This window comes from Pseudaminobacter salicylatoxidans (assembly GCF_003148475.1).
Taxonomy (GTDB): domain Bacteria; phylum Pseudomonadota; class Alphaproteobacteria; order Rhizobiales; family Rhizobiaceae; genus Pseudaminobacter; species Pseudaminobacter salicylatoxidans.
This window is the reverse complement of sequence record NZ_QGGG01000012.1, coordinates 58,686-81,029: the sequence shown is the minus strand read 5'-3', so window position 1 is coordinate 81,029 and position 22,344 is coordinate 58,686. Positions and strand designations below refer to the sequence as shown.

Sequence of the window (22,344 nt, the reverse complement as noted above, 5' to 3'; positions counted from 1 at the left end):
ATACGATTCCGGGACGGCCCGGCCACTCAAAGGAGGGCCGCGCTATGGCCGGACCAATCGAACAGTTCGAGATTTCCCGGATTGTACCGGTCGAGATCGGCGGATTCGACCTCAGCTTCACCAATTCGTCGGCCTATATGGTGCTCACCGTGGCGCTTGCGTCTGGCTTCCTGCTGTTGGCGACGAAGCGTCGGGCGATCGTGCCGGGCCGGCTGCAATCCTGTGCCGAACTACTGTTCGAGCTCATAGCCAAAACACTGCGCGACAATACCGGCGAGGAAGGAATGCGCTTCTTCCCACTGGTTTTTTCTTTGTTCATGTTTGTGCTGGTCGCCAATCTGATCGGGATGTTCCCCTACGCCTTCACAGTCACCAGCCACATCGCCATCACCTTTACGCTCGCCATGCTGGTGTTTCTCACCGTCACGATCTATGGGCTGATGCGCAACGGGCTCGGCTTTCTGCGCCTGTTCATGCCGCCCGGCGTTCCGCTGGCACTCGCCCCCATCCTCGTTCCCATCGAGGTCGTCTCCTACATATCCCGGCCGGTGAGTCATTCGGTGCGCCTGTTCGCGGTCATGTTGGCCGGTCACATCACGCTGAAGGTGTTCGCAGGCTTTGTGGTTTCGCTTGGTGGGCTGGGCGCACTGGGTATCGCCGGCGCGATACTGCCGCTTGCCATGACCGTCGGCCTGACAGGCCTGGAATTGTTGATGTCAGTCATCCAGGCTTACATTTTCACAATGCTGACTTGCATGTATCTCAACGATGCCCTGCATCCGGGGCATTGACTGTTCGCAGCAACGCTTCCACGTAACGGCGAGAGGACGACCTCTCAACCGCAATCGAACGACCGGGACGGCCCGGCCCTGAAAGGAGGGCCTCGCCATGGCCTGGATTTATCTGGCACTTGCCGGTTTTCTCGAAATCGTATGGGCGTTCTTCATGAAGAAGTCCGATGGCTTCACCCTGCTGGTGCCGAGCGCCATCACCATCATCACAATGATCGCAAGCTTCGCGCTTCTGTCGATCTCGATGAAGTCGCTGCCGCTCGGAACCGCTTACACGATCTGGACCGGCATCGGGGCGGTCGGCGCCTTCGCCGTAGGCATCGTCGTGCTCGGCGAGGCCGCAACCCTGATGCGCCTTGCAGCCGGAGCCCTGATCGTGTCCGGCATCGTGCTCATGAAACTGTCGAGCACGGGCACATAGCCGGAGATACTGCCGCGGGCGGTCGCAAGGCCGCACCGCAAAACTTCATCCCTGGCCGATGCTGAAACGGAGTAAAAAACGCGCCGGCGGTTCAGGCGCCGGGCGTCACGGAAGCCAGCGCCGGCACGGGCGCGGTGTCCGGTGTTATGACCGGCGCGGAAACCGGGATCACGGCCGTCGCGGTCGGATCGGTCGCGGTCGGCTGGCGGCGCATGCGATGACGATCCCTACCGAGGCCGGTGATCTCCAGCATGCCCTTGCGTTTGGCATCGTAATAATAGCCGCGCTGGTAGAGCTTGTCGGCGCGCTTGTGGTCGCCATCGGCCACCAGATAGGCCCCGCGCAGATATTTGACCGCATATTTCAGATTGGTCTCGGCATCCAGCAACCCGCGCGCCGGGCCGTCATAGCCCATGCCGCGCGCGGTGGCATGCTTGATCTGCATGAGGCCCCAATGACCCTTGTTGTAGGCCAGCGGATTGAAGGTGCTTTCGCGGTTCACCACATGGCGCACCAGACCGACCGGCACGTCGTAGATGGACGCGTATTTGACGATCAGCGTCTCGATTTCCGCCGGTCCGGGCTGGGGTGCGGCGAGCGACCCGGCCGTGGCGGCGCCGGCATAGGCACTGGCCGGCAGCATTGGCTCCAGCGAGGCGACCTGCGTGCCGGGCAGGTCCGAACCGACCTGCGTAGGCAATTGGCCCTGGATGCCCTCGGCCTGCGCCACCAACAGCACCGGCGCGCCGTCGACAGGCGCGTAGGAAGTGGGCAGCACGGCCACGGTTTCGGGAAGCGGGAAGTCCGCGCTTTGCTCGTCCGCGGGGGTGGCGTTGAGAGCTAATTCAGGCGACGCGCCATTGCCGGTGGAGGTGCAGGCTGACAGGCTCGCTGCGGAGATCGCAACGCCGATAGCCAGAAAAATCCGCAAATTCGGCAAACCCGCTCTCACTGCAAATCGTTAAAAAGGCTCGTCCCAGAGAAAAATCTCTTACATGAGCCGTCTGGTGCGGGCAACCTGCCGCCGCGGCCCACGACAACGGGGCTGATCAACAGATGTGTCAGAGTGTTGCGGAAAAGTATTTGTTCCCCATTTGTACTTGATCACTTGCATGATACAAATCTGGAAGCATCAGGAACGAGGCCCATGTCTTCCGCCTTTCCCTATCATCTCTTCGAAACGCCTCTCGGCTGGATCGGCATTGCCTGGAGCGAGCGCGGCCTGTCGCGGGTGCAACTGCCCGAGCGCGACCGCGCCGCGACCGAAAGGCGGCTTGTGGCCACGCTGCCGCGCGCGCAGGCCGCGCACCCTGCGGAACAGAGCGCGGAGCAACTGCCGGCGGCCATCGCCGAAGCAGTCGCGGCGATCAGGCGCTATGCAGCGGGTGAAACCGTCGATTTTACCGACATTGCGGTCGATCTGGGCGATGCGGACGATTTTCGCCTCGCCATTTATGATGCCGCGCGAGGGCTCGGCTTCGGCGAAACCGTCACCTATGGCGAACTGGCAGCGCGGGCCGGCCATGCCGGGCTGGCGCGCGAAACTGGCCAGGCGCTGGGACAAAATCCGGTGCCCATTGTGGTGCCCTGCCACCGCATCCTCGCCGCGGGCGGCAAGATCGGCGGCTTTTCGGCTCCCGGCGGCTCGGTCACGAAGGAAAGGCTGCTGAATCTGGAAGGCGTTCAGGTCGGCCCACCTCCGTCCGCGCAGGGTTCGTTCGCCTTCTGAGGGCCGCAACCCGCCTGGATCAGGGACGGCTCGGCAGACGCAGGCGGCGCCCCGGCTCCGCCGGGCGGCACTCTCGCACCGGGCAGGCCTTGCGGTCGGCGGCAGGCACGAGGGTGGTTTCGGCACGCTCATTGTGCCGGCAGAATTGCCGGTCGCGCACGTAGCGGTCGAAACGCAAGGCGGAGGGGTCCCGCGGCGAGCGGTAGCGCAGGATCACCGCGCCCTCGCGCTCGATTGCCGACTGCACCTGCCCGCAACTCATATCCTTAGTATCGTAACGGGAAATCGCCTGCGCCTTGGCAGCAAGCAGCGACAGGAAAAAGGCAAGCAATACGCGTTTCACCAACACCTCCATAAGCGCCGGTGCATCCCCGCCGGCGTCTCCGCGCTATGGCCGGAAATGGCCGGAAGAATGGCGAAAACGCAGAGTGCTTCCGAAAACGGTGGATAGAGCCTTGGGCCGGAATGATCTGCGTTTTCAAGCGTTTTACGGTCGGGGATGCCGGTGGATAGCCTTGCGCCCCTCCGCCAAGATTGTTGCCGATGCCCCTTGTGCTTGTGACAGGCAACCCCTATATCGGGATTGTTGATATTTCGGCCGATCGATCTGGTAGTCTCGCGATTCTGTCGCGTTTGCTGACGTCTATCTCCAAAATCTCGATACTAACGACTGGAGTTCGGCCATCTGGCATCCGGTCAACCAACGTGCAAACGCAAGGAATACAAACATGCCTATCGGCACCGTAAAGTGGTTCAATTCGACCAAGGGCTTCGGCTTCATCCAGCCCGACACTGGCGGCGCGGACGTTTTCGTCCACATCTCCGCTGTGGAGCGCGCTGGTCTTTCCAATCTGGTCGAAGGCCAGAAAATCAATTTCGAGATCGAGCAGGACCGCCGCACCGGCAAGTCCGCTGCTGGATCTCTGTCCAAGGTCGGCTGATCGCAAAGCGCGCTGGGCCGAAAGCTCAAAGCGCGCGGCAAGTCACGGATGTACTGGCGGCCGCGCGTCAAGCGCGCCGGAGGTCAAGACCAGGAGCCTGACGCGGCAGATAGCCGCCAGACCTGGGCAATGAATTCCAGATCAGTCCGTTTGGACAACGAAGGCGGGGTAATTCCCCGCCTTTTTTATTTCAGATCAAAGCGCCGGGCGAGAAAGCCAGCAAACCGGCTTCTTCATGGCAGCCAGTCTATCGACACATGGCCCGGATCGGCGCGCACCCGCTTCAGCCAGGTGCTGACGGCCGGATATGCGGCGAGATCGAAGCCGCCCTCCCCGGCAGCATGGGTGTAAGCGTAGAGCGCAATGTCGGCGACACTCATTGCATCGCCAGCGAAGAACGCATTGCCCGCCAGATGCTTTTCCATCACGCCGAGCGCCTTGTTGCCGCGCTCCAGCGTCACTGCCAGGCGCTCTGGTGTCGCGTCCTTTGCCCGTTCGGGGAAGGTCAGCAACGCCTTGCGCACCGCAATATACGGCTCATGGCTGTATTGCTCGAAGAACAGCCATTGATAGGCCAGTCCGCGCCGGTAGGGGTCGGCCGGCAGGAACCGCGTTCCCTCAGCCAGATAGAGCAACATGGCGTTGGACTCGGCCAGCATGCGGCCGTCCTCGATTTCCAGCAGCGGCACCATGCCGTTGGGATTTCTGGCAAGATAGTTGGCGGATCGGGTTGCGCCGCTGCGTGAACTCACCTCGACATGCTCGAACGGCAGGTCCAGCTTGGCCAGCAAGAGGCGCGGCTTGTAGCAATTGCCGCTCTCGGTCATCCCGTAGATCCTGATCATGGCGCCTCCTTGTCGTGCGATCCCGTCGCGTTATCGCGCGGATCGGACCAGGCATCCAATGATAAGTTTTGCAGCTTTCTTCAACGCCGCTGACAGATTGCGCACGTCGTGCGGCAAATCCGGGTCAGGATCTATCCACGCAGTGAGATTGCCTTGCCGTCGTCCAGAATTGCCGAGATCGGAACCGGCCTGTCATCGAAAATGGCGCCTGCGGGCGCAGCCGAGGCAAGGAAATCACCCTGAAAATGGTCGGCATTGGCGTCGAGCGCAATGCGAAGCTGCGCGGCGGTGCCGATCCCGTCCACCAGCACCTTGAGGCCACGGCTATGCCAGACCGAGATCATCGATCCCAGCAGGCGCGCGGTCGGCTCGGCGCAGATCTTGCGGAACCAGGCCCGTTCCAGGCGAATGACATCGGCATCGACAGTCGTGGTCAGAGGCTGCGCGCCGCCAAAGACGCACGCCATGCGCACGCCTTTCCAGCTCAATTCTTCCAGCGCGTCGAGGATCTCACAGGAAGGCTCCGCATCGCCAGCGATTTCGCAAACCAGTTTTTCCGGTCCCAATGCGACGTCCTCCCACCCCGCCGTGCTGGGGCTGTCGAGAAGCGGCAGAAGATTGGCGATCCGATCGAGGCTGCAACTCACATGCAGGTCGAGCCCGGCAATTCCGGTATGACCGTAATTACGGATCAGCAGCGCCATGCCCAGAATGGCAGCGAAATCGGCATCCTGCACCGTCGCCGCAGCGAACGCATCGGCGGGAACCGGCCCCGCAATGCCGGCAAGACCGGACGGTCGCAAAAAATTGCTGTAGCGCGAAAAGATGGGCTGATAGGCGCAGGCCATCCTAAATCCGCCGACTATGCCCGTTGCGATGTCCAACTCGTCGACGCGGATCGCCTGATCGATTACCGCCGGCAGATAATGATCCTGCATCATGACGATTTTTTCCGGGTAGTACGCGCCACGGTCGAGCCGGAAGGAGCCTGGCGCGCGGACGCCGCGCCCGCCGCTTCCTTTACGCGTCCGCCAAAACCCGGCGACACGATTTCCGGCCGCGCCAGCACATAGCCCTGCACCATGGAAGCGCCGGACTTCTCGGCAAGTTCCAGTTGCCAGCTTTCCTCGATCCCCTCGAACACGGTGGTGATGCCCTGTTCGGCAAATTTTTCAACCATGGCGGTCAGCAGCGCAAAGCCCGCCCCGGTTACCATCAGCCGGCCGATCCATTGTGCGTCGAACTTCACGATATCCGGCTGCAACGCCTTGACGCGCCGGATGTCGGAGTTCTCCGCGCCGTAGTCGTCGATGGCCACCCTCAATCCGTTGGCGCGCAGCGCCTCGACAAAGGCGCGAAGCGCAGCCGCCGAGGGGGCCTTCTGCTCGGTCAGTTCGCAAACGACGCGGCCGGGAGCGATCCCCGCCTCCTCCATCACAAGGCGCATGTCGCGCAGCGCACTGTCGGCCACCGCGCGCTCGGTGAACAGCGAGGGATCGAAGTTCACGAAAATGGAAGTATCCTGCGGCAGCCATGCCGCACCATTGAGCAGATGCAGCGTCCGCGTCATCGTTTCGACGTCAAGCCGCTCTCCCGCCGCAATGGCGCTGAAGAAGATCATCGGCGAAATACGCTCGCCCCCGAGCGACGGTCGCACCAGCCCCTCATAGGCGACCAGCCTGGGTTTTTCCCCCGGCTGAAAGGCGAAAATCGGCTGGAATGCCGTTTCCAGCAAGAACGCGCCCCAGGAGCCGGTTGCGATACCGTTGTCCTGTCGGATGATGCGGCCGGTTCCGACGTTTCGCGACACGATAATTGTTTGCTCCGGGTTGACGGCGGATAATGACATGCCAAGGTTTTATTCCTTGTTAACGCATGTGAGGCTTGTGCGGACATTGATCCGAACCAGCCACAGCGCGAATTAAACGAGACCAACGCCACGCGACACTTGCGAATTGCCGCACAATCCGACATGACATGCGCGGCCGAAATTCAGGCCGCCCCATTGCAATGGAGATGAAAAGTCATGGCCTTTCTTGCCGACGCCCTTTCCCGTGTGAAGCCTTCCGCGACGATCGCTGTCACCCAGAAAGCCCGCGAGCTGAAAGCGAAAGGCCGCGACGTGATCGGTCTTGGTGCAGGCGAGCCCGATTTCGACACCCCTGATAACGTCAAGAATGCGGCGATCGAAGCGATCCGCCGCGGCGAAACCAAGTATCCGCCGGTATCCGGCATCGCTCCGCTGCGCGAGGCGATCGCCAGCAAGTTCAAGCGCGAGAACAACCTCGACTACAAGCCCGAGCAGACCATCGTCGCCACGGGCGGCAAGCAGATTCTGTTCAACGCCTTCATGGCCACTCTCAACCCCGGCGACGAGGTGGTGATCCCCGCTCCCTACTGGGTAAGCTATCCGGAAATGGTGCTGCTGTGCGGCGGCACGCCGACCTTTGCCCAGACCACCGACGCCAACGGCTTCAAGCTGACCGGCGCGGCGCTGGAAAAGGCGATCACGCCACGCACCAAGTGGCTGGTGCTGAATTCGCCGTCCAACCCTTCGGGCGCGGCTTATACCGAAGCCGAGTTGCGCGAGATCGCGAACGTCCTGCTCAAGCATCCGCAGGTGTGGGTGCTGACCGACGATATGTACGAGCACCTGACCTATGGCGACTTCGTCTTCAAGACCATCGCCGAGGTCGAGCCGCAGCTCTACAGCCGCACCCTCACCATGAACGGCGTGTCGAAAGCCTATGCCATGACCGGTTGGCGCATCGGCTATGCGGCAGGTCCCGTCGAGCTGATCAAGGCCATGGACATGATCCAGGGTCAGCAAACCTCGGGCGCCTGCACCATCGCCCAATGGGCTTCGGTGGAAGCGCTGAACGGTCCGCAGGATTTCATCGCCAGGAACAAGGCGATCTTCCAGGCGCGCCGCGACCTCGTGGTATCGATGCTCAACCAGGCGCGCGGCATCACCTGCCCCTCGCCGGAAGGCGCGTTCTACGTCTATCCGTCCTGCGCCGAACTGATCGGCAAGAAGGCACCGTCCGGCAAGGTGATCGACAGCGACGAAACCTTCTGCTCCGAACTGCTGGAGGCGGAAGGCGTTGCGGTGGTGTTCGGCTCGGCCTTCGGCCTCGGCCCGAACTTCCGCATTTCCTACGCGACGTCGGAAAGCCTTCTGGAAGAAGCCTGCACCCGCATCCAGCGCTTCACCGCCTCGCTCACCTGAGCGAGAACAAATCGAAACACGAAAAACCCGGCCTCGCGCCGGGTTTTTTGTTGGCTCGAACCGTTCTCAGGCAGACTGCTCTATTGCGCGGTTGCCAGCTGCGGGCGCGACCTGACGACCAGCAACAGGATGGCCGCGAGCAAGCTCACCGCTCCCGCGACCAGCATCGCCAATTGGAAGCCGCCCGCATAGGCGTCGAGGAAAAGCACCTGTACCCCGCTCTCGCCCAATGCAGCGTCGGTGGCAAAGTCATGCCGGGACACCGCAGCCCGCGCCACGTCGGCGGCACCGGAAACGCCGGCAAGTTCCAGCCCGTCGGTCAGCAGCCAGATGGCCCGCTGGCTCATGAAAGCGCCAAGCAGCGCAATGCCTATGGCCGTTCCGGTCTGGCGTGTGGCGTTGACGATCGCCGACGCCATGCCCGAACGCTCGCGAGGCGCCGAAAGCATGGCCGCCGCGCTTGTGGTCGGAATGGCCAATCCGGTGCCGATGCCCGTGATGGCCAGCAGCGTGCCGAAATAGGCGTAAGACGTTTCGGCGCCGACCCGGAACATAGCCAGCATCGAGCCGCCCAAAAGCAGATAGCCCACGATCATCACCACGCGATGGCCGAAGCGCGCGGTGAGCCGCCCGGTCGTCGGCGCTACCAGAACCTGCGCGATGAATTGCGGCGACATGTGCAAGCCTGCCATCACCGGTGACATGCCCTGCACCTGCTGGAAGAACAGCGAGAAGAAAAACACGCTGCTGTAGGAGGCAAAGCCGAGCGCAAAGGATGCAACATTGGTGACGGTGAAGCTTGTATCGCGGAAAAAGCCAAGCGGCAGCATGGGCTTGCGGGCTCTTGCCTCGACGGTCAGGAAGGCCGCCAGCCCGATAATGCCCACCGCAAGCGCCGAGAGCGTCAAAGGTGCGGTCCAGCCGGCTTCACCCGCTTCGATGAACGCAAAGGTGAGAGCACCCAGCCAGACGATGCTGAGCAACTGCCCGGCGGGATCGAGTGCGGCATGTTCGGGATGCGCGGTTTCCTGCATCGAACTGCCGCCGAGCAACATCGCAATGGCGCCGAGCGGCAGGTTGATCAGGAAGATGCTTTGCCAGCCGACGAGATCGACCAGCGTGCCGCCGAGAATCGGTCCGACGATGAGCGAGAGCGCGGTAAAGGACGACCAGCCGCCTATCACGCTGGCGCGTTGACGGGTGTCCGGAAAGGCTTGAACCAGGATCGACAAGGCGCCCGGAATGAGCAACGCACCTGCAATGCCCTGCACGACACGCCCGGTCAGAAGCACGGCGAGATTGGGCGCGGCCGCGCAGATCGCCGACCCCAGCGTGAACACGCCGACACCGATCATCCACGAACGCTTGCGGCCGTAGCGGTCGCTGATGGCCCCCGCCGACAGCATGAATGCCGACAGGCACAGCGTGTAGGAATCGACCACCCACTGCAGGCCGGCAAGATCGGTATCGAGCGCGCGCTGCAGCGTGGGCAAAGCGACATTGACGATGCTGACGTCCAGAACAGCGATGAACGTGCCGAGATAGACGGCAGCAACAAGCATGGGGCGGCGGGAGGTGGTCATCGGATCATTCGCTGCGTTGAAAAGATCGAGTTAAGGCAATGACCACCAGTCAGTCAATATGGACAACTCCTTTATTATCTTTATAAATTCCCTTCAAATAGCACTATCCATCAGGGAGCGAGGCATGGTGGACGGCAAGGAAATGCCCCCCATCGGGCAACGGACGTCACGCAAGCAGCGGCCCAAGCCGCGCACCAAGCCCTCCGAGGTGCGCCGGAGCGAACTGCTGGATGCCGCCGCAAGGCTGTTCATCGCCCAGGGCGTCGAGGAAACCACCGTCGAGGAGATCACCCTTGCCGCGGGCGTCGCCAAGGGCACCTTCTATCTCTATTTTGCCTCCAAACCGGAGATCGTGATCGCGTTGCGCGAACGCTTCATCGAAGGGTTTCGCGCTCGCATCCGCACGGCCCTCGACTCCTGCGGGCAGGAAGACTGGCCCGAGCGCTTGAACGCATGGGTCGCGAGCGCAGTCGGCGCCTATCTGGACGGCTATGAGTTGCATGACGTGGTTTTCCACGACTACCGCCCTCATTTCCGGCAGATGAAGGGCGAAAATATCGTTGTGACGGACCTCGCCATGATGCTGACGGCAGGCGCACGGGCCGCAGCCTGGAAGCTGGATGATCCCCGCCTCACCGCCATCGTCCTGTTTCAGGGGCTGCACGGGGCGGTGGATGACGCAATCGCCAATGATGAAAAGGATGGCGACAGGCTTTCCGCCCATCTTTCCGAACTGTTCCTGCGGATGCTTGGAACCAACCGGCAGGCCGGTTAAGAGAACGCCGCCCGCGAGCGCATGGGCTCACGGGCGGTTTCATCGCATGATCGCGCGCCGCTAGGGAATGTTGCAGCCAAGTAGAAACACCTGGCGTCGCACCCATGCGGCAAAATCAATTAGATAGCCCATGATGCCCGCTTCGCGCTTTTCGGCAACATGGTCTATGCGTTCAGCCAGCAGTAGACGAGCGCCTTCGAGCCCATCAGTTCGCCGTTGGGATCATCCACCCAGCCACCAACCTTGTCACTGGTCGCATCGACATAGTTGTTGAACATCGGCACGATCACCCCGCCCTCGTCGCGCAGGATGACCGCGGCGTCGTGATACATCTGCTTGCGCTTGGCCGTGTCGAGTTCGCCGCGCGCACCCAGGATCAGCTTGTCGAAATCCGGCCGGAAGAAGCGCGTGTCGTTCCACTCGGCGTTGGAGAGATAGGCGATCGAGTAGACCTGATCCTGGATCGGGCGCCCGGTCCAGTAGGACATCGAGAAGGGCTGCTTGTTCCACACTTCCGACCAGTATCCGTCGCCCGGCTCGCGCTTGATGTCGAGGGTGATGCCGGCCTTTGCCGCGCTCTGCTGGTAAAGCTGGGCAGCATCCACCGCGCCGGGAAACGCCACGTCGGAGGTGCGCAGCAGCACCGGGCCGTCATGGCCGGATTTCTTGAAGTGGAACTTCGCCTTGTCGGGATCATACGGGCGCTGCTCGATGTCCTCCGGGAACAGCGCATAGCCCGACATCACCGGCATATCGTTGCCGACCGTGCCATAGCCATGCAGGATTTTCTGCACCAGTTCTTCGCGATCGACGGCATATTTCAGCGCCAGCCTCAGGTCGTAGTTGTCGAAGGGCGCGGTGTCGCAATGAGCAATGAACACATAGTGCCCCTTGCCCGGCACGTTGCGGATCGTCACGCCGGGCGCACGCTTGACGAGATCGATGATCTTCGGCTCGATGCGATTGATGAGGTGCACCTGCCCGCCCTGCAAGGCCGACACGCGCGCGGTGGCATCGTTGATGACGACGATTTCGATCTGGTCGGCATGGCCGCGCACTTCGGGCGCCCAATAATCCTTGAATCGCTCACCGACATGGCGCACGCCCGGCTCGTTGGCAACAATCCTGTAAGGGCCGGTACCGATACCCTCGGCAGGATTGTCCTTGCCGCCATTGGGTTGGATCATCAAATGATAGTCGCCCACCACATAGGGCAAGTCCGCATTCGGCTCCTTCAGCGTGATGACGACATTCTGCCCGTCCACCTTCATGCTTTCGAAGCCGCTGACGAAAGGCAAGGCCGCGGATTTGGAGTTCTCGTCGGCATGGCGCTCCAGCGTCGCCACCACGTCGGCCGGCGTCAGATCCTTGCCGTTATGGAAAGTCACGCCCTTGCGGATCTTGAAGGTCCAGGTCCTGGCGTCGGGCGAGGCGTCGTATTCCTCGGCCAGACGCATCTCGATCTCGCCCGTCGGCGAAACCTCCAGCATCTGCTCACCCCAGCAGCGGCCGAGCGTATAGGGCACCTGGCTGGCCCATGTGCCCGGATCGAGGCTGTTGGTGGATTCGCCACCGACCATGCCCGCTCTCAATATGCCACCCTTCACCGGTCCTTCGGCGCGCGCGACGCTGCCGATCAGCGAATTGGCGAATGTCGCAGCAACGCCCAACGCAGCGGCGCGACCGAGGAAATCGCGGCGCGACAGCCGCCCGCGCGCGACTTCCCGGCTCAGGAATTCAAGTTCTTTGGACATGTTTCGGTTCCTCCTCCTCATTGCGAACGGGTACTGTGCTTATTGTCCCGTATCCGGAATAGTGACTGGCGCCCAAATGCCCTCGCCGGGCAGCCTACGACATCAAACGGCGCAAAAGAAACACGCACCCTGTCGTCAGCGGCAAAACGCCGGAAATCCAGACACAGCTGCACGAAGCTCCTCGCGGAGCGGAAACATCGATTCGCAATTCCCTTGCCCTCGCCCCCGGCCCGTGTGACGATGCTTTCAGGCGGGCCGGACGGCCCGCCGCGCGACGGCCGGAGAGGCCGGCCGCCGCCCCGGTGTTCACGCATCAGGAGGAGGTTGTCTCACCATGGGAAAACGCGCAGGAGGAAGACGAACGGGGCCGAAATGCATCGCCATTATCGGTCCCTTCGCAAGCGGTAAAACCACGCTGCTGGAAGCCATTCTTGCTCGCACGGGCGCCATAGCACGCCAGAATTCCATCTCATCGGGCAGCACGGTTTCCGATTTCTCGCCAGAGGCCCGCGCCCACGCCATGAGCGTGGAAGCCACCTTCGCCACCACCGAATTCATGGGCGAAAGCATGACTTTCGTCGACTGCCCCGGCTCGGTGGAGTTCGCCTTCGAGACGGAGCCGGTACTTGCCGCCAGCGATATCGCGATCGTGGTGGCCGAGCCGGACGAGAAGAAGATCCCCGCGCTGCAGCTCATCATGCGCAAGCTCGACGAGCTTGGCGTGCCGCGCATGCTGTTCCTCAACAAGATGGACAAGGCCGAAGGCGGCGTGCGCGAAACGCTGAAGCTGCTGCAGCCGACAAGCAGTTCCCCGCTTTTGCTGCGCCAGATACCGCTGCGCAAGAACGGCATCGTGATCGGTTCGATCGACCTGGCGCTGGAGCGCGCCTACATCTACCGCGAACATGCCGAGAGCGAGATCGCCGATATTCCAGGCGACGAAAAGGCACGGGAGATAGAGGCCCGCTTTTCCATGCTGGAAACGCTGGCTGACCATGACGACGCCCTGATGGAGCAATTGCTGGAGGAAATCGAGCCGCCGAAAGACACGATCTTCGACGATCTCGCCGCCGATCTGCGCGACGGCAAGGTAACGCCGGTGCTGATCGGTTCGGCCGAAAAGGGCAATGGGGTGCTGCGCCTTCTCAAGGCGATCCGCCACGACGCCCCCGATGTCGAGGTGACGCGTCGGCGCCTTGGCGCGCCGGATGACGGCCAGATGATCGCACAGGTGATGAAGACCATTCACACCCCGCATGGCGGCAAGCTTTCGGTAGCGCGCATCCTGTCCGGCACGGTGGCCGATGGTGCCGAACTGTTCCTGCCCGGCGGCGCAAGCGCCAAGGTGTCCGGACTCTATCGCATGTTCGGCAAGGATCAGACCAAGCAGCCATCGGCCGAGTCCGGAGAGACCGTCGCGCTCGGCAAGCTGGACAATGTCCGCACCGGGCAGACGCTGACCTCCGCCAGGAGCGGACTGGAACCGCTCGTCGTCCTGGACCCACCGCCGCCCGTGTTCTCTTTTTCGATGCGGCCGAAGGAACGCAAGGACGACGTGAGGATGTCGGCGGCAATCCAGCGGCTGTCGGAAGAAGACCCTTCCCTCTCTCTGCGCCACCGGCAGGATTCCAGCGAAACCGTCCTTTCCGGACACGGCGAAATGCATCTGCGCGTCAGCGTGGAGCGGCTCGAGGGCAAATACCAGATCGCCGTCGATGCGCGGGCGCCTGCGGTCCCCTACCGCGAGACGATCCGCAAGGGCGTGCAGCAGCGCGGCCGTCACAAGAAGCAGTCGGGCGGGCATGGCCAGTTCGGCGACGTGGTGCTGGACATCAAGCCACTGCCACGCGGCACCGGTTTCCAGTTTTCAGACACCATCACCGGCGGCGTCGTGCCCAAGACCTATATCCAGTCGGTCGAGACGGGCATCCGCGACTATCTGCGCAACGGCCCGCTCGGCTTTCCCGTGGTGGATGTGGCGGTCAACCTGTCGGACGGCTCCTATCATACGGTCGATTCCTCCGACATGGCCTTCCAGATGGCGGCAAAGCTCGCCATGAAGGAGGGCATGGTCGCGTGCTCGCCGGTGCTGCTGGAGCCGATCATGAAGGTCGAGATCTTCACGCCTTCGGACGCCACCGCGCGGATCACCGGCATCGTTCCACAACATCGCGGCCAGATACTGGGTTACAACCCACGACCTGACTGGCCCGGCTGGGACGTGGTGGAGGCGACCATGCCGCAGGCCGAAATCGGCAGCCTGATCGTCGATCTGCGCTCTGCAACCGCCGGCGTGGCCAGCTATCAGGCGAATTTCGACCATATGGCGGAATTGACCGGCAGGCTCGCCGACGACGTGATGAGCGCCAACGGCAAGGCGGCCTGAAAGCACATTGCCGAATCAACGAAAAACGGCGCCCGGGAGGAAATCCGGGCGCCGTTTTGCGGACCGTGCCGCCCAGGATGAATGGGGGGAGGAAAGCAGCACGTCAGGTCCGCCGCAGAACTCTGTTTCCCGGTACCGCCGCAGCACGCGATTGACCGGTCGGACGCGGCGGCTGCCTGAGCCCTGGTCCGAACGGGTGATGCCCCCATCCCCCGGCCGCCCAACGCCGCGTCCTTAGCTTGCCTAGCAAAACGGGCGTCTGTCCGGCAGGTTACAGGGGGTTACATGTCACTGTTACGCCGCCTAATCGGCTCGCGGCAGAACGTAATATTCACCGGAATATAGCACTTCACATGAGGCCCGGAGCGCCATGACAGGTTGGCGGTGAATTTCGCGCACAAAAAAAGCCGGATCAAATGACCCGGCTAAGTTTGATTGGAAGTGCCGATTAAGGCTAAACCTCCAGAGGGGAACACTCTAGGGCGCTAATGGGAGGAGGAACGCGCCCAGGAGATGGTTGTTATATGGGCTACCCATGCCCAAGAAACAAGCAGTTTCCTTGCAAGGCACCCATGCAAAATGACGCAGGCTGTGGCCCAAGCCCTGGATCACTCCATTGATCCAGTTCGATTTACACCCGATTGCCCACGCGCGCGCAGCAAAAACGGATGGTCGATCCGGGTCAGTTCGGCGACGGCAACTTGAAAGGCTGGCGCGAAAACAGGCACGAGCGTGCTGCTGACGATCATCGTGCGTAAGTGTTCAGAAAGTCGAAACGAACCACCGTGAGGCCGAACGCTCTCGACGCAGCAACCCGCGAGTTGCTGCAGGCCGCCCCCTATCGATTAAGCCGGCGTTATGGTCCGCCATTCTCATCCACACGCGACACGACGCACAAAGACGCGCCAACCGGCGACTGCATCAGTAGGACCAGTTGCGCGCCTTGGCGATGACGAAGTCACGGAAGACCTGCAGCTTGGCCTGGTTCTTCATCGTGTCGGGATAGCAGAAATAGGTGTCGAAGGACGGCACCTCGGTCTCGTCCAGAAGCTGCACGAGGCCCGAATCCTTGCTGACCACATAGTCGGGCAGCATGGCGATGCCCGCCCCGGTCTGCACCGCCCGCTTGATCGACAGGATGTCGTTGATCTGCAGGTTGGCGATGCGCTGGCCGCTTTCGAAATCGCCGACCGTTTCCAGCCAGTTCAGCTCGCTGAGATGGGAAGGAACCGGCACGCCGAAGGTGACGATGCGGTGGTTCTTGAGGTCGGCGATGGAGGACGGCTTGCCATGCTTGCTGACATAGGACGGCGACGCGTAGAGGTGGAAATGCACCGTGAAAAGCCGCCGCTGGATGAGGTCCGGCTGCTGCGGCTGACGCAGACGCAGCGCGCAGTCGGCCTGACGCATGGTCAGGTCCAGTTCCTCATTGGCGAGGATGAGTTGCAGGTTGATCTCGGGATAAAGCTCGAGAAACTCCTGCACACGCTCGGTAAGCCAGCCCGCCCCGAGGCCGACGGTCGTGGTCACACGCAGGACGCCGGACGGCCGATCCTTGGTCTCGGTGAGACGGGTCTTGATCGACTCCAGCTTCATCAGCACGTCATGGGCGGTGCGAAACAGCATTTCGCCCTGCTCGGTCAGCACCAGGCCACGCGCATGCCGATGGAACAGCGGCACGCCGACATCATGCTCGAGCGCGCTCACCTGCCGCGAGATCGCCGATTGCGACAGACGCAAAGTCTCGGCTGCATGCGTGAACGATCCCGCCTCTGCCGCGGCGTGAAACACGCGTAGCTTGTCCCAGTCGAGTGCCATGTTCCCCTCATTGCGCCGGGCTGCCTTGCCGGCGCGCTCCGCTTTACTCTGCGGCCTCACGATGTGCTTCAATTCCTGCCAGATACTTTTCTGCTTCCAGGGCCGCCATACAGCCCAGCCCCGCCGCCGTCACCGCCTGCCGGTAGACTTCATCGGTAACGTCGCCGGCGGCGAACACGCCGGGCACGTCGGTACGGGTCGAATCGGGCGCGGTCCACAGATAGCCGTTCGGCTTCTGCTTCAGCTTGCCCTCGAACAGTTCCACCGCCGGCGCATGGCCGATCGCCACGAACACGCCATCAATGGGAAGCCGCGTTTCGGCACCGGTGACGACATTGCGCAGCTTCAGACCATCGACCGAAGGCGGCATCGGCGCCTTGCCGGGCTGGCCGCAGATCTCGTCCACCACCGTATCCCAGATGACCTTGATGTTGTCCTTCTGCATAAGCCGCTCGCGCAGGATGCGCTCGGCGCGGAATTCGCTGCGGCGATGGATCACCGTCACGCTCTTGGCGAGATTGGAAAGGTAAAGCGCCTCCTCCACCGCCGTATTGCCGCCGCCGACGACCGCGACATCCTTGCCGCGATAGAAGAAGCCGTCGCAGGTGGCGCAGGCCGAAACGCCGAAGCCCATGAAGGTCTGTTCGGTCGGAATGCCCAGCCACTTGGCCTTGGCGCCCGTGGCGATGATCAGCGCGTCGCAGGTATAGGTCGTGCCGGAATCACCCTTCGCCGTGAACGGCCGCACATTCAGATCGACTTCGGTGATCACATCATTGACGATCTCGGTTCCGACATGCTCGGCCTGCTTCAGCATCTCGCCCATCAGCCACGGCCCCTGGATAGGATCGGCAAAACCCGGATAGTTCTCGACGTCGGTGGTGATCATGAGTTGGCCGCCCTGCTCCAGGCCGGCCACCAGAACCGGTTTCAGCATGGCGCGCGCGGCGTAGATGGCGGCGGTGTAGCCGGCCGGACCGGAACCGATGATAAGAACGGGCGCGTGTTTGGTCGTCATAATGGGCCTTCGTGAATCTGGAGACGGCGCGTTGCGATGTGAAATCGATAATCCGGGCTAATCTAGGTGTTGCGTGCGGCACCAGCAAGGCGGCGAATCAATAGTCCCCGGAAAGCTTTGGCTCTGGGGGCTCACGCGTTGTCGCAGTTGCGTCCAACCGTCAAAAATTCGCGCCATTCCGGCTGACGACGGCGATTGTATAGTTTAATTACGCGACTGCGACAGATTCTTGCGCCAACCACTCTACCGGGAAGATAAAAATGCCGCTTAAGGCCGACCTCGATGCTATCGATTGGAAGATCCTGCAGGAACTCCAGAACGATGGGCGCATGACCAATGTCGAATTGTCGCGGCGCGTCGGCATCTCCGCGCCACCGTGCCTGCGGCGCGTCAAGCGGCTGGAGGATACCGGCATCATCCGCGGCTATCGCGCGCTGCTGAACGCGCCAGCGCTCGGCATGGATGTGGTGGCCTTTTGCCTGGTCGGCCTCCACCACCACGCGGAAGCGGAACTGAAAGCCTTCGCCGACCGCACACGGCTCTGGCCGATCGTGCGTCAGGCCTGGATGGTGTCGGGCGACAGCGACTTCATGCTGCACTGCGTGGCAAGCGACCTGACCACCTTCCAGACTTTCGTCATCGAAGACCTCGCCTCGGCCCCGAATGTCGATACGGTGCGCACCGCCCTCACCATCCGTCAGGTCAAGAATGAGGGGTTGGTCGCGATCGCAACCAGCGACTGATCACGCACGGCACCACCATCCCGTGACAGCCATGGATGATAGCTGTTAGGGAACGTCAGCTCAGATCGGCTTCCAGTCCGGATCGATCCGCGATGCCTCCGCGCGCCAAAGGTCGCCGTAATCGACGTGTTGCCAGTCCTTGAACCAGGGACCGCCATTGGTGAAATGCACCGCCTTGGGCGTGCCGCCGGCCGGCTTTTCATTCCAGCCTTCCAGCCAGTTCCAGTCCACAGGCAACGCGCCGATCTCGTCATCCTTCGCCCATTGCATCCGGTGAAGGTAAGCGCCGCTTTCACGGTTGATGACGTCCGGCGTCAAGGTACGGGTCGAAGGATGCTCGCAGTTGAAGAGCATGAAGGACGACCAGTTCTTGCGCGGATAGGACGTCTGGACCTTGCCGTCCATCTTCACCGTGGCGGAAGGCGTGTAGTCGTGCTGCACGCACAATACCGCCTTGGAGGGGTCGAGATATTGCAGCAGCCCGGCCACATCATCGAGAAACAGGAAATCGCAGTCGCAAAACAGCGCCCATCCCTTGTAGCCCGCCAGCCACGGCGTGAAGAAGCGCGAATAGGTGAATTCGGTCGAGGCAAGCGGGTCCACCTCGCGCGTATACGCGCCTTCCCCCACCAGTTCCTGCAGCTTTATCGGCGAGACGCTGACAGGAACCGATGCGCGCTCACGCAGCGTGGCTTCAGCAACATCATAGGCAATCGGCTCGCGCGAGTCCCAGCCGATGTAAACATCCAGTCCTTGTCGTGCTTCCAACGTTTCTTCCCTCGCTTGCTTTCAGCCGGCGCGCCAAAACGTCAAATTCCGCTCCTCAACCTGCCGCAGCATCCATTCGCGTTCCGCATTCCAGGCGTGGCGCTTCCATCCTTCCCAACTGAAGCCGCAAATGTGAATGTCCCACTCGGCTCCGGCAAACCGCTCAAGCGTATACCTTATCCCGAAAAATCCGGTTGTCGGAAAGACGGTGCGGCGGTCACGCTCCGGAATGCCTAGCATATCGCAGCCCTCTTCGTAATAGGAGGGCGGCAGGATGGCGACCTTCTTGTTCACCCGCCCGAACATCTCCAGCGCGTCGAGCGTCCAGTCGGCCCGACGGCCCTTGAGCCGGGACAAGAAGTTCGGCTTGATCAGATAGTTGCGGATGGTGATGGGATGATAGGCGAAGAAAATGAAATCCGCCGCCTGCACGGTCGGCAAATGCGCATATTCCCTGCTCAGTATGCGCCGCTGCATCGGCTTGCCGGAATTGTTGACGAACAGCCAGTCGGTGCGGGTTCCACTCCAGTCGATCGAGGCCTTGGGCTCATTGAACCGCACTACGTGAGCGGCCCCGTCCACACGTCCGGAAAGATCGTGAGGCAAGGGTCCGTTGCCGATGATGAAAACTTCCTTGGCCACGTATTTACCCCTTGCCGGGCTACCGCATGGGGAAAACGTCCCTTGCCCGCGCCCTGAATTCCTTGTCCGTTGCGTCGTAGGTGGCGCGCGCCGCGCGTCCCATTTTTCGCTTGTCTTCTTCCGTCATTGCAAGAACGGACGCAATAGCCTGTTCCAGCGCAGCGCGATCCACGAAGAAACAAGTGCCCAGATGACGCGGTTCCTGACGACCATAGCGCACCGGAATGCCGTTTTCGGCGGTCACGAATTCGTTCATCGGCGGCGCGTCAGTCGCCACCACGCAGGCTCCGGTGGAAAGCGCCTCGACGATATTGTGGCCCCAGCCCTCGGCACGCGAGGGGCACAGATGAATGCCGCACTCGTTTTGCAGCCGCCGCAATTCGACATCATCGATGTAGCCGGACAGCAGCCGGACATTGGCCGGTACTTCCCTGGGGGCGTTGTCCGCCTTCTGCACCAGCACCAGTTCCGGCCATTCCGGATGGCTGGCCCAGAGCGCAAGCACATCCTCCGTGCCCTTCAACGTTGAGCCCCCGGCCAGATGCAGGAATTTGTTCCAGTCCTTTTCCACCGCCGGATCGAACCTGTCCTCCGAGGTGAAGCCGACATGGATGGTTCGCACCCCGAGGTCGGAGAAAATGCGCTCGGCATGGCGTGTCTTGGCGAACACGCCAGTGGCCCGTTTCAGCCGGTTCAGATGCCGGAGCGGATACCGCTCCTGATTGGGCATGATCCAGTTTTCGCTGCCGGCCGAAAACCAGCGCCACGAAGCGCGCTCCAGTTGCAGCACCCTCCTGGCGGCTTTGCGGCCCAGCAACAGGTCGAGGAGACGCCAGCGCTTACGCGGCGAAAACTCCGCGCTGAGCCCTGCCGCGCGCATGGCCTCGATCAGGATCTGCGCATCCCTGGTCAGCCCGTAGTTGTTGGCTCGGGCAACAACCAGCCAGTCCGGCAAATCCCGCTTGGCCATGATCCGTTCAGCCCTGCGCCGCCCAGACCTGGTCGTAGACGCCGCGAATGCCATCGACCTCGCGCCGCAGCGGAAAATTGGCGCGCGCATGGGCAAGAGCGGCTTCGGCCGCCGTCTGCCGCATGGCATCGTCATCCATGAAGCGGCCGGCCTTCGCGACCATTGCCGGCAGATCCTCGCGGGCGATCACATTGCCGGTCACGCCTTCCACGATCAGCTCGGAAAAGGCGCCGACGTCGGTCGCCACGACCGGCACGCCGCTCGCCATCGCTTCCAGCGGGGTCAGGCCGAAACCTTCCCAGCGCTGTGGCGCGATATAGAGCGACATCGCTCCAAACCACGGCGTGATGTCGTCCACCTCGCCCTTGAACAGAATGCGATCGGCCAGCCCGGCGGCTGTGGCGCGATCTTTCAGCTTCTGCTCGAATTCGGCATTCTGGGCCGTCGCCCTGCCCGTCACGACCGCTGTCCAGTCGGGTCGGGCCGGCAGCAGTTCGATCATGGCCTCGACGAACAAGTCCGTGCCCTTCTGGTGCCGCACGCGCCCGAAGCAGCCGACATAGTGCCGGCTCGGGTCGAGCCCGAGCGCCTTCTGCGCCACCGCCTTGTCGGCAGGCGGCGTGAAACGATCGGTGTCGATACCATGCATGACCACCGTGTGCGGCACCTTGAGATAGGCCGCCGACTTGCGGCTGGTGGCAATCACCGCATCCATCTGCCGGATCAGGAACTTCGTCCAGCGCTTGTGGTCACGCTGCCCTGCGGAGGTGAAAACGAGCGAAAGCGGCGCGCGGAACACCGATTTCAGCACGACGCCCGCCAGCATTTCCGGATTGCGCCGAGCGTGCCAGATGCGCCGGCGACCGGAGCGCGGCCGCTTCAGCAGCGAAAACACCTGCCACCATCGCATCCGCGGCAGCGTCTGCGGCAGGCCGGGACCGATCGTGGCAATGCCGAGGCTCTGCGACTGGATTGGCACGAGCTGGATGATGGTGCTGGTCACGCCCGACAGGCGCTTTTTCATGTTCGGCGCGACCACCTCGACCCGCGCCATGTCCGGCGCTGCCGAATGCGCAGCCGCGGCCTTGAAGGTCGCGGTTTCCTTGTGGTCGGCCATGGTGGAGGACCTCAAATGAACTGGACCTCGACCACTTCATAGCCGCGCGGGCCGCCGGGTGCGTTGACCTCGATGGTTTCGCCCACTTCCTTGCCGATCAGCGCCCGCGCGATCGGGGAAGAGATCGAAATGCGGCCCATCTTCACATCGGCTTCCTGGTCGCCGACGATCTGATAGGTCTTTTCTTCCTCGGTCTCCTCGTCGACCAGCTTGACGGTGGCGCCGAATTTGATCTTGTCGCCGGAGAGCTTGGAGATGTCGATAACCTCGGCGCGCGCGATCAGGTCTTCCAGCTCGTTGACGCGGCCTTCATTGAGGCTCTGGGCCTCCTTGGCCGAATGGTATTCGGCATTCTCGGAAAGATCGCCATGCGCGCGCGCCTCCGAGATCGCCTCGATGATGCGCGGACGTTCGTCCTGTTGACGCCACCGCAGCTCTTCCTTGAGAGTTTCGAATCCGGCTGCGGTCATAGGGACCTTGTTCATGTTGGTCTGCCTTTCCTCAAAACACCTTCCTCGTCCGGTTCACAGCGAAAGGACGCGGGCAGGCACAAAAAGAAAACGGTCCAGCAGCCTCCGCCGCAGGAACCGTCAGATTCATTTCGCAGCAATATAGCAATCTTCCTGCATTTTTCACGTCAAAAAAGCGCGCGCGGAAATTCATGCAGATATTTCGCGGGGGTAGGCTTGAAGGCGTAATGCCGCACCTTCGGTCCCGGCACAATTTCCGATTGCCGGAACGGATACTTGCCCGCACCGGAAGAAGCGCGGCTTGCCCCTCGACAGGCGCAACCTATTTCGTTCTGATGCGCATC

General features: G+C 62.2%; 22 protein-coding genes. 8 read left to right on the top strand and 14 right to left on the bottom strand.

All coding sequences use genetic code 11. The features are described 5' to 3' along the window. The first annotated feature begins 44 nt into the window (after positions 1-44). Both C7441_RS16605 and C7441_RS16600 read left to right on the top strand, forming a co-directional pair. Entirely contained in the window at positions 45-791 is a 747-nt protein-coding gene (locus C7441_RS16605) for a F0F1 ATP synthase subunit A (protein WP_109613829.1), read from the top strand. Between the two features lie 97 nt (positions 792-888). Next, entirely contained in the window at positions 889-1,212 is a 324-nt protein-coding gene (locus tag C7441_RS16600) for a DMT family transporter (protein WP_109613828.1), read from the top strand. A gap of 91 nt (positions 1,213-1,303) precedes the next feature. Here C7441_RS16600 and C7441_RS16595 read toward each other — a convergent pair whose 3' ends face one another. Further along, positions 1,304-2,143: a lytic transglycosylase domain-containing protein gene (locus tag C7441_RS16595; protein ID WP_244916178.1), complete on the bottom strand. Its 840-nt coding sequence runs from the start codon at positions 2,141-2,143 to the stop codon at positions 1,304-1,306. A 216-nt stretch (positions 2,144-2,359) separates the two neighbouring features. Here C7441_RS16595 and C7441_RS16590 point away from each other — a divergent pair, with 216 nt between their 5' ends. Continuing rightward, the gene (locus C7441_RS16590; protein WP_109613827.1) at positions 2,360-2,941 is read left to right on the top strand and encodes a methylated-DNA--[protein]-cysteine S-methyltransferase; all 582 of its coding nucleotides are present in this window, start codon (positions 2,360-2,362) and stop codon (positions 2,939-2,941) included. Between the two features lie 19 nt (positions 2,942-2,960). On the opposite strand, the gene C7441_RS16585 is transcribed toward C7441_RS16590, so the two are convergent. Then, complete coding sequence (locus C7441_RS16585) at positions 2,961-3,284, bottom strand: hypothetical protein (protein WP_244916177.1); 324 nt, start codon at positions 3,282-3,284, stop codon at positions 2,961-2,963. A 385-nt stretch (positions 3,285-3,669) separates the two neighbouring features. Here C7441_RS16585 and C7441_RS16580 point away from each other — a divergent pair, with 385 nt between their 5' ends. Further along, the gene (locus C7441_RS16580) at positions 3,670-3,882 is read left to right on the top strand and encodes a cold-shock protein (protein WP_019171375.1); all 213 of its coding nucleotides are present in this window, start codon (positions 3,670-3,672) and stop codon (positions 3,880-3,882) included. A gap of 233 nt (positions 3,883-4,115) precedes the next feature. Here the strand turns inward: C7441_RS16580 and C7441_RS16575 are convergent, their stop codons facing one another. The 3 genes from C7441_RS16575 to C7441_RS16565 all read right to left on the bottom strand — a co-directional run bounded on the left by C7441_RS16575 (position 4,116) and on the right by C7441_RS16565 (position 6,537). Beyond that, on the bottom strand, positions 4,116-4,727 hold the full coding sequence (locus C7441_RS16575) for a glutathione S-transferase family protein (protein WP_210205668.1): 612 nt from the start codon (positions 4,725-4,727) through the stop codon (positions 4,116-4,118). A 131-nt stretch (positions 4,728-4,858) separates the two neighbouring features. Continuing rightward, a complete protein-coding gene (locus tag C7441_RS16570; RefSeq protein ID WP_109613825.1) occupies positions 4,859-5,668 on the bottom strand; it encodes an EAL domain-containing protein in 810 nt (269 codons plus the stop codon). Beyond that, the gene (locus C7441_RS16565) at positions 5,665-6,537 is read right to left on the bottom strand and encodes an EAL domain-containing protein (RefSeq protein ID WP_109613824.1); all 873 of its coding nucleotides are present in this window, start codon (positions 6,535-6,537) and stop codon (positions 5,665-5,667) included. The genes C7441_RS16570 and C7441_RS16565 overlap by 4 nt, the downstream gene beginning before the upstream one ends. Positions 6,538-6,753: 216 nt before the next feature. Between C7441_RS16565 and C7441_RS16560 the strand changes: the two genes are divergently transcribed. Further along, entirely contained in the window at positions 6,754-7,956 is a 1,203-nt protein-coding gene (locus C7441_RS16560) for a pyridoxal phosphate-dependent aminotransferase (RefSeq protein ID WP_019171371.1), read from the top strand. A gap of 80 nt (positions 7,957-8,036) precedes the next feature. On the opposite strand, the gene C7441_RS16555 is transcribed toward C7441_RS16560, so the two are convergent. After that, positions 8,037-9,539, bottom strand: coding sequence for an MFS transporter (locus tag C7441_RS16555; protein WP_109613823.1), 1,503 nt, complete (start codon positions 9,537-9,539; stop codon positions 8,037-8,039). Between the two features lie 124 nt (positions 9,540-9,663). Here C7441_RS16555 and C7441_RS16550 point away from each other — a divergent pair, with 124 nt between their 5' ends. After that, positions 9,664-10,314, top strand: a complete 651-nt coding sequence (locus C7441_RS16550; RefSeq protein ID WP_109613822.1) for a TetR/AcrR family transcriptional regulator — start codon at positions 9,664-9,666, stop codon at positions 10,312-10,314. A 164-nt stretch (positions 10,315-10,478) separates the two neighbouring features. Here the strand turns inward: C7441_RS16550 and C7441_RS16545 are convergent, their stop codons facing one another. Further along, complete coding sequence (locus C7441_RS16545; RefSeq protein ID WP_170125158.1) at positions 10,479-12,068, bottom strand: ABC transporter substrate-binding protein; 1,590 nt, start codon at positions 12,066-12,068, stop codon at positions 10,479-10,481. Positions 12,069-12,402: 334 nt separating this feature from the next. Here C7441_RS16545 and C7441_RS16540 point away from each other — a divergent pair, with 334 nt between their 5' ends. Further along, positions 12,403-14,454 (top strand): elongation factor G, encoded by a 2,052-nt coding sequence (locus tag C7441_RS16540; protein ID WP_109613820.1) that lies wholly within the window; start codon positions 12,403-12,405, stop codon positions 14,452-14,454. A gap of 921 nt (positions 14,455-15,375) precedes the next feature. On the opposite strand, the gene C7441_RS16535 is transcribed toward C7441_RS16540, so the two are convergent. Continuing rightward, positions 15,376-16,272, bottom strand: a complete 897-nt coding sequence (locus tag C7441_RS16535; RefSeq protein ID WP_019171365.1) for a LysR family transcriptional regulator — start codon at positions 16,270-16,272, stop codon at positions 15,376-15,378. Between the two features lie 43 nt (positions 16,273-16,315). Continuing rightward, positions 16,316-17,290, bottom strand: coding sequence for a thioredoxin-disulfide reductase (gene trxB, locus C7441_RS16530; RefSeq protein ID WP_109613819.1), 975 nt, complete (start codon positions 17,288-17,290; stop codon positions 16,316-16,318). Positions 17,291-17,550: 260 nt separating this feature from the next. On the opposite strand from trxB, the gene C7441_RS16525 reads away from it, so the two are divergent. Next, on the top strand, positions 17,551-18,033 hold the full coding sequence (locus tag C7441_RS16525; RefSeq protein WP_019171364.1) for an Lrp/AsnC family transcriptional regulator: 483 nt from the start codon (positions 17,551-17,553) through the stop codon (positions 18,031-18,033). Between the two features lie 60 nt (positions 18,034-18,093). Here C7441_RS16525 and C7441_RS16520 read toward each other — a convergent pair whose 3' ends face one another. Genes C7441_RS16520 through greA form a run of 5 tightly spaced genes read right to left on the bottom strand, consistent with a single transcriptional unit; the run spans position 18,094 to position 22,015 of the window. Continuing rightward, a complete protein-coding gene (locus C7441_RS16520; protein WP_019171363.1) occupies positions 18,094-18,801 on the bottom strand; it encodes an LPS glycosyltransferase in 708 nt (235 codons plus the stop codon). A 21-nt stretch (positions 18,802-18,822) separates the two neighbouring features. Continuing rightward, complete coding sequence (locus C7441_RS16515) at positions 18,823-19,443, bottom strand: hypothetical protein (protein WP_109613818.1); 621 nt, start codon at positions 19,441-19,443, stop codon at positions 18,823-18,825. 19 nt (positions 19,444-19,462) lie between these two features. Beyond that, positions 19,463-20,413, bottom strand: coding sequence for a glycosyltransferase (locus tag C7441_RS16510; protein WP_109613817.1), 951 nt, complete (start codon positions 20,411-20,413; stop codon positions 19,463-19,465). A 7-nt stretch (positions 20,414-20,420) separates the two neighbouring features. Further along, on the bottom strand, positions 20,421-21,530 hold the full coding sequence (locus C7441_RS16505; RefSeq protein WP_109613816.1) for a glycosyltransferase family 4 protein: 1,110 nt from the start codon (positions 21,528-21,530) through the stop codon (positions 20,421-20,423). Positions 21,531-21,541: 11 nt separating this feature from the next. Further along, a complete protein-coding gene (gene greA, locus C7441_RS16500) occupies positions 21,542-22,015 on the bottom strand; it encodes a transcription elongation factor GreA (protein WP_019171359.1) in 474 nt (157 codons plus the stop codon). Positions 22,016-22,344: the final 329 nt, after the last annotated feature.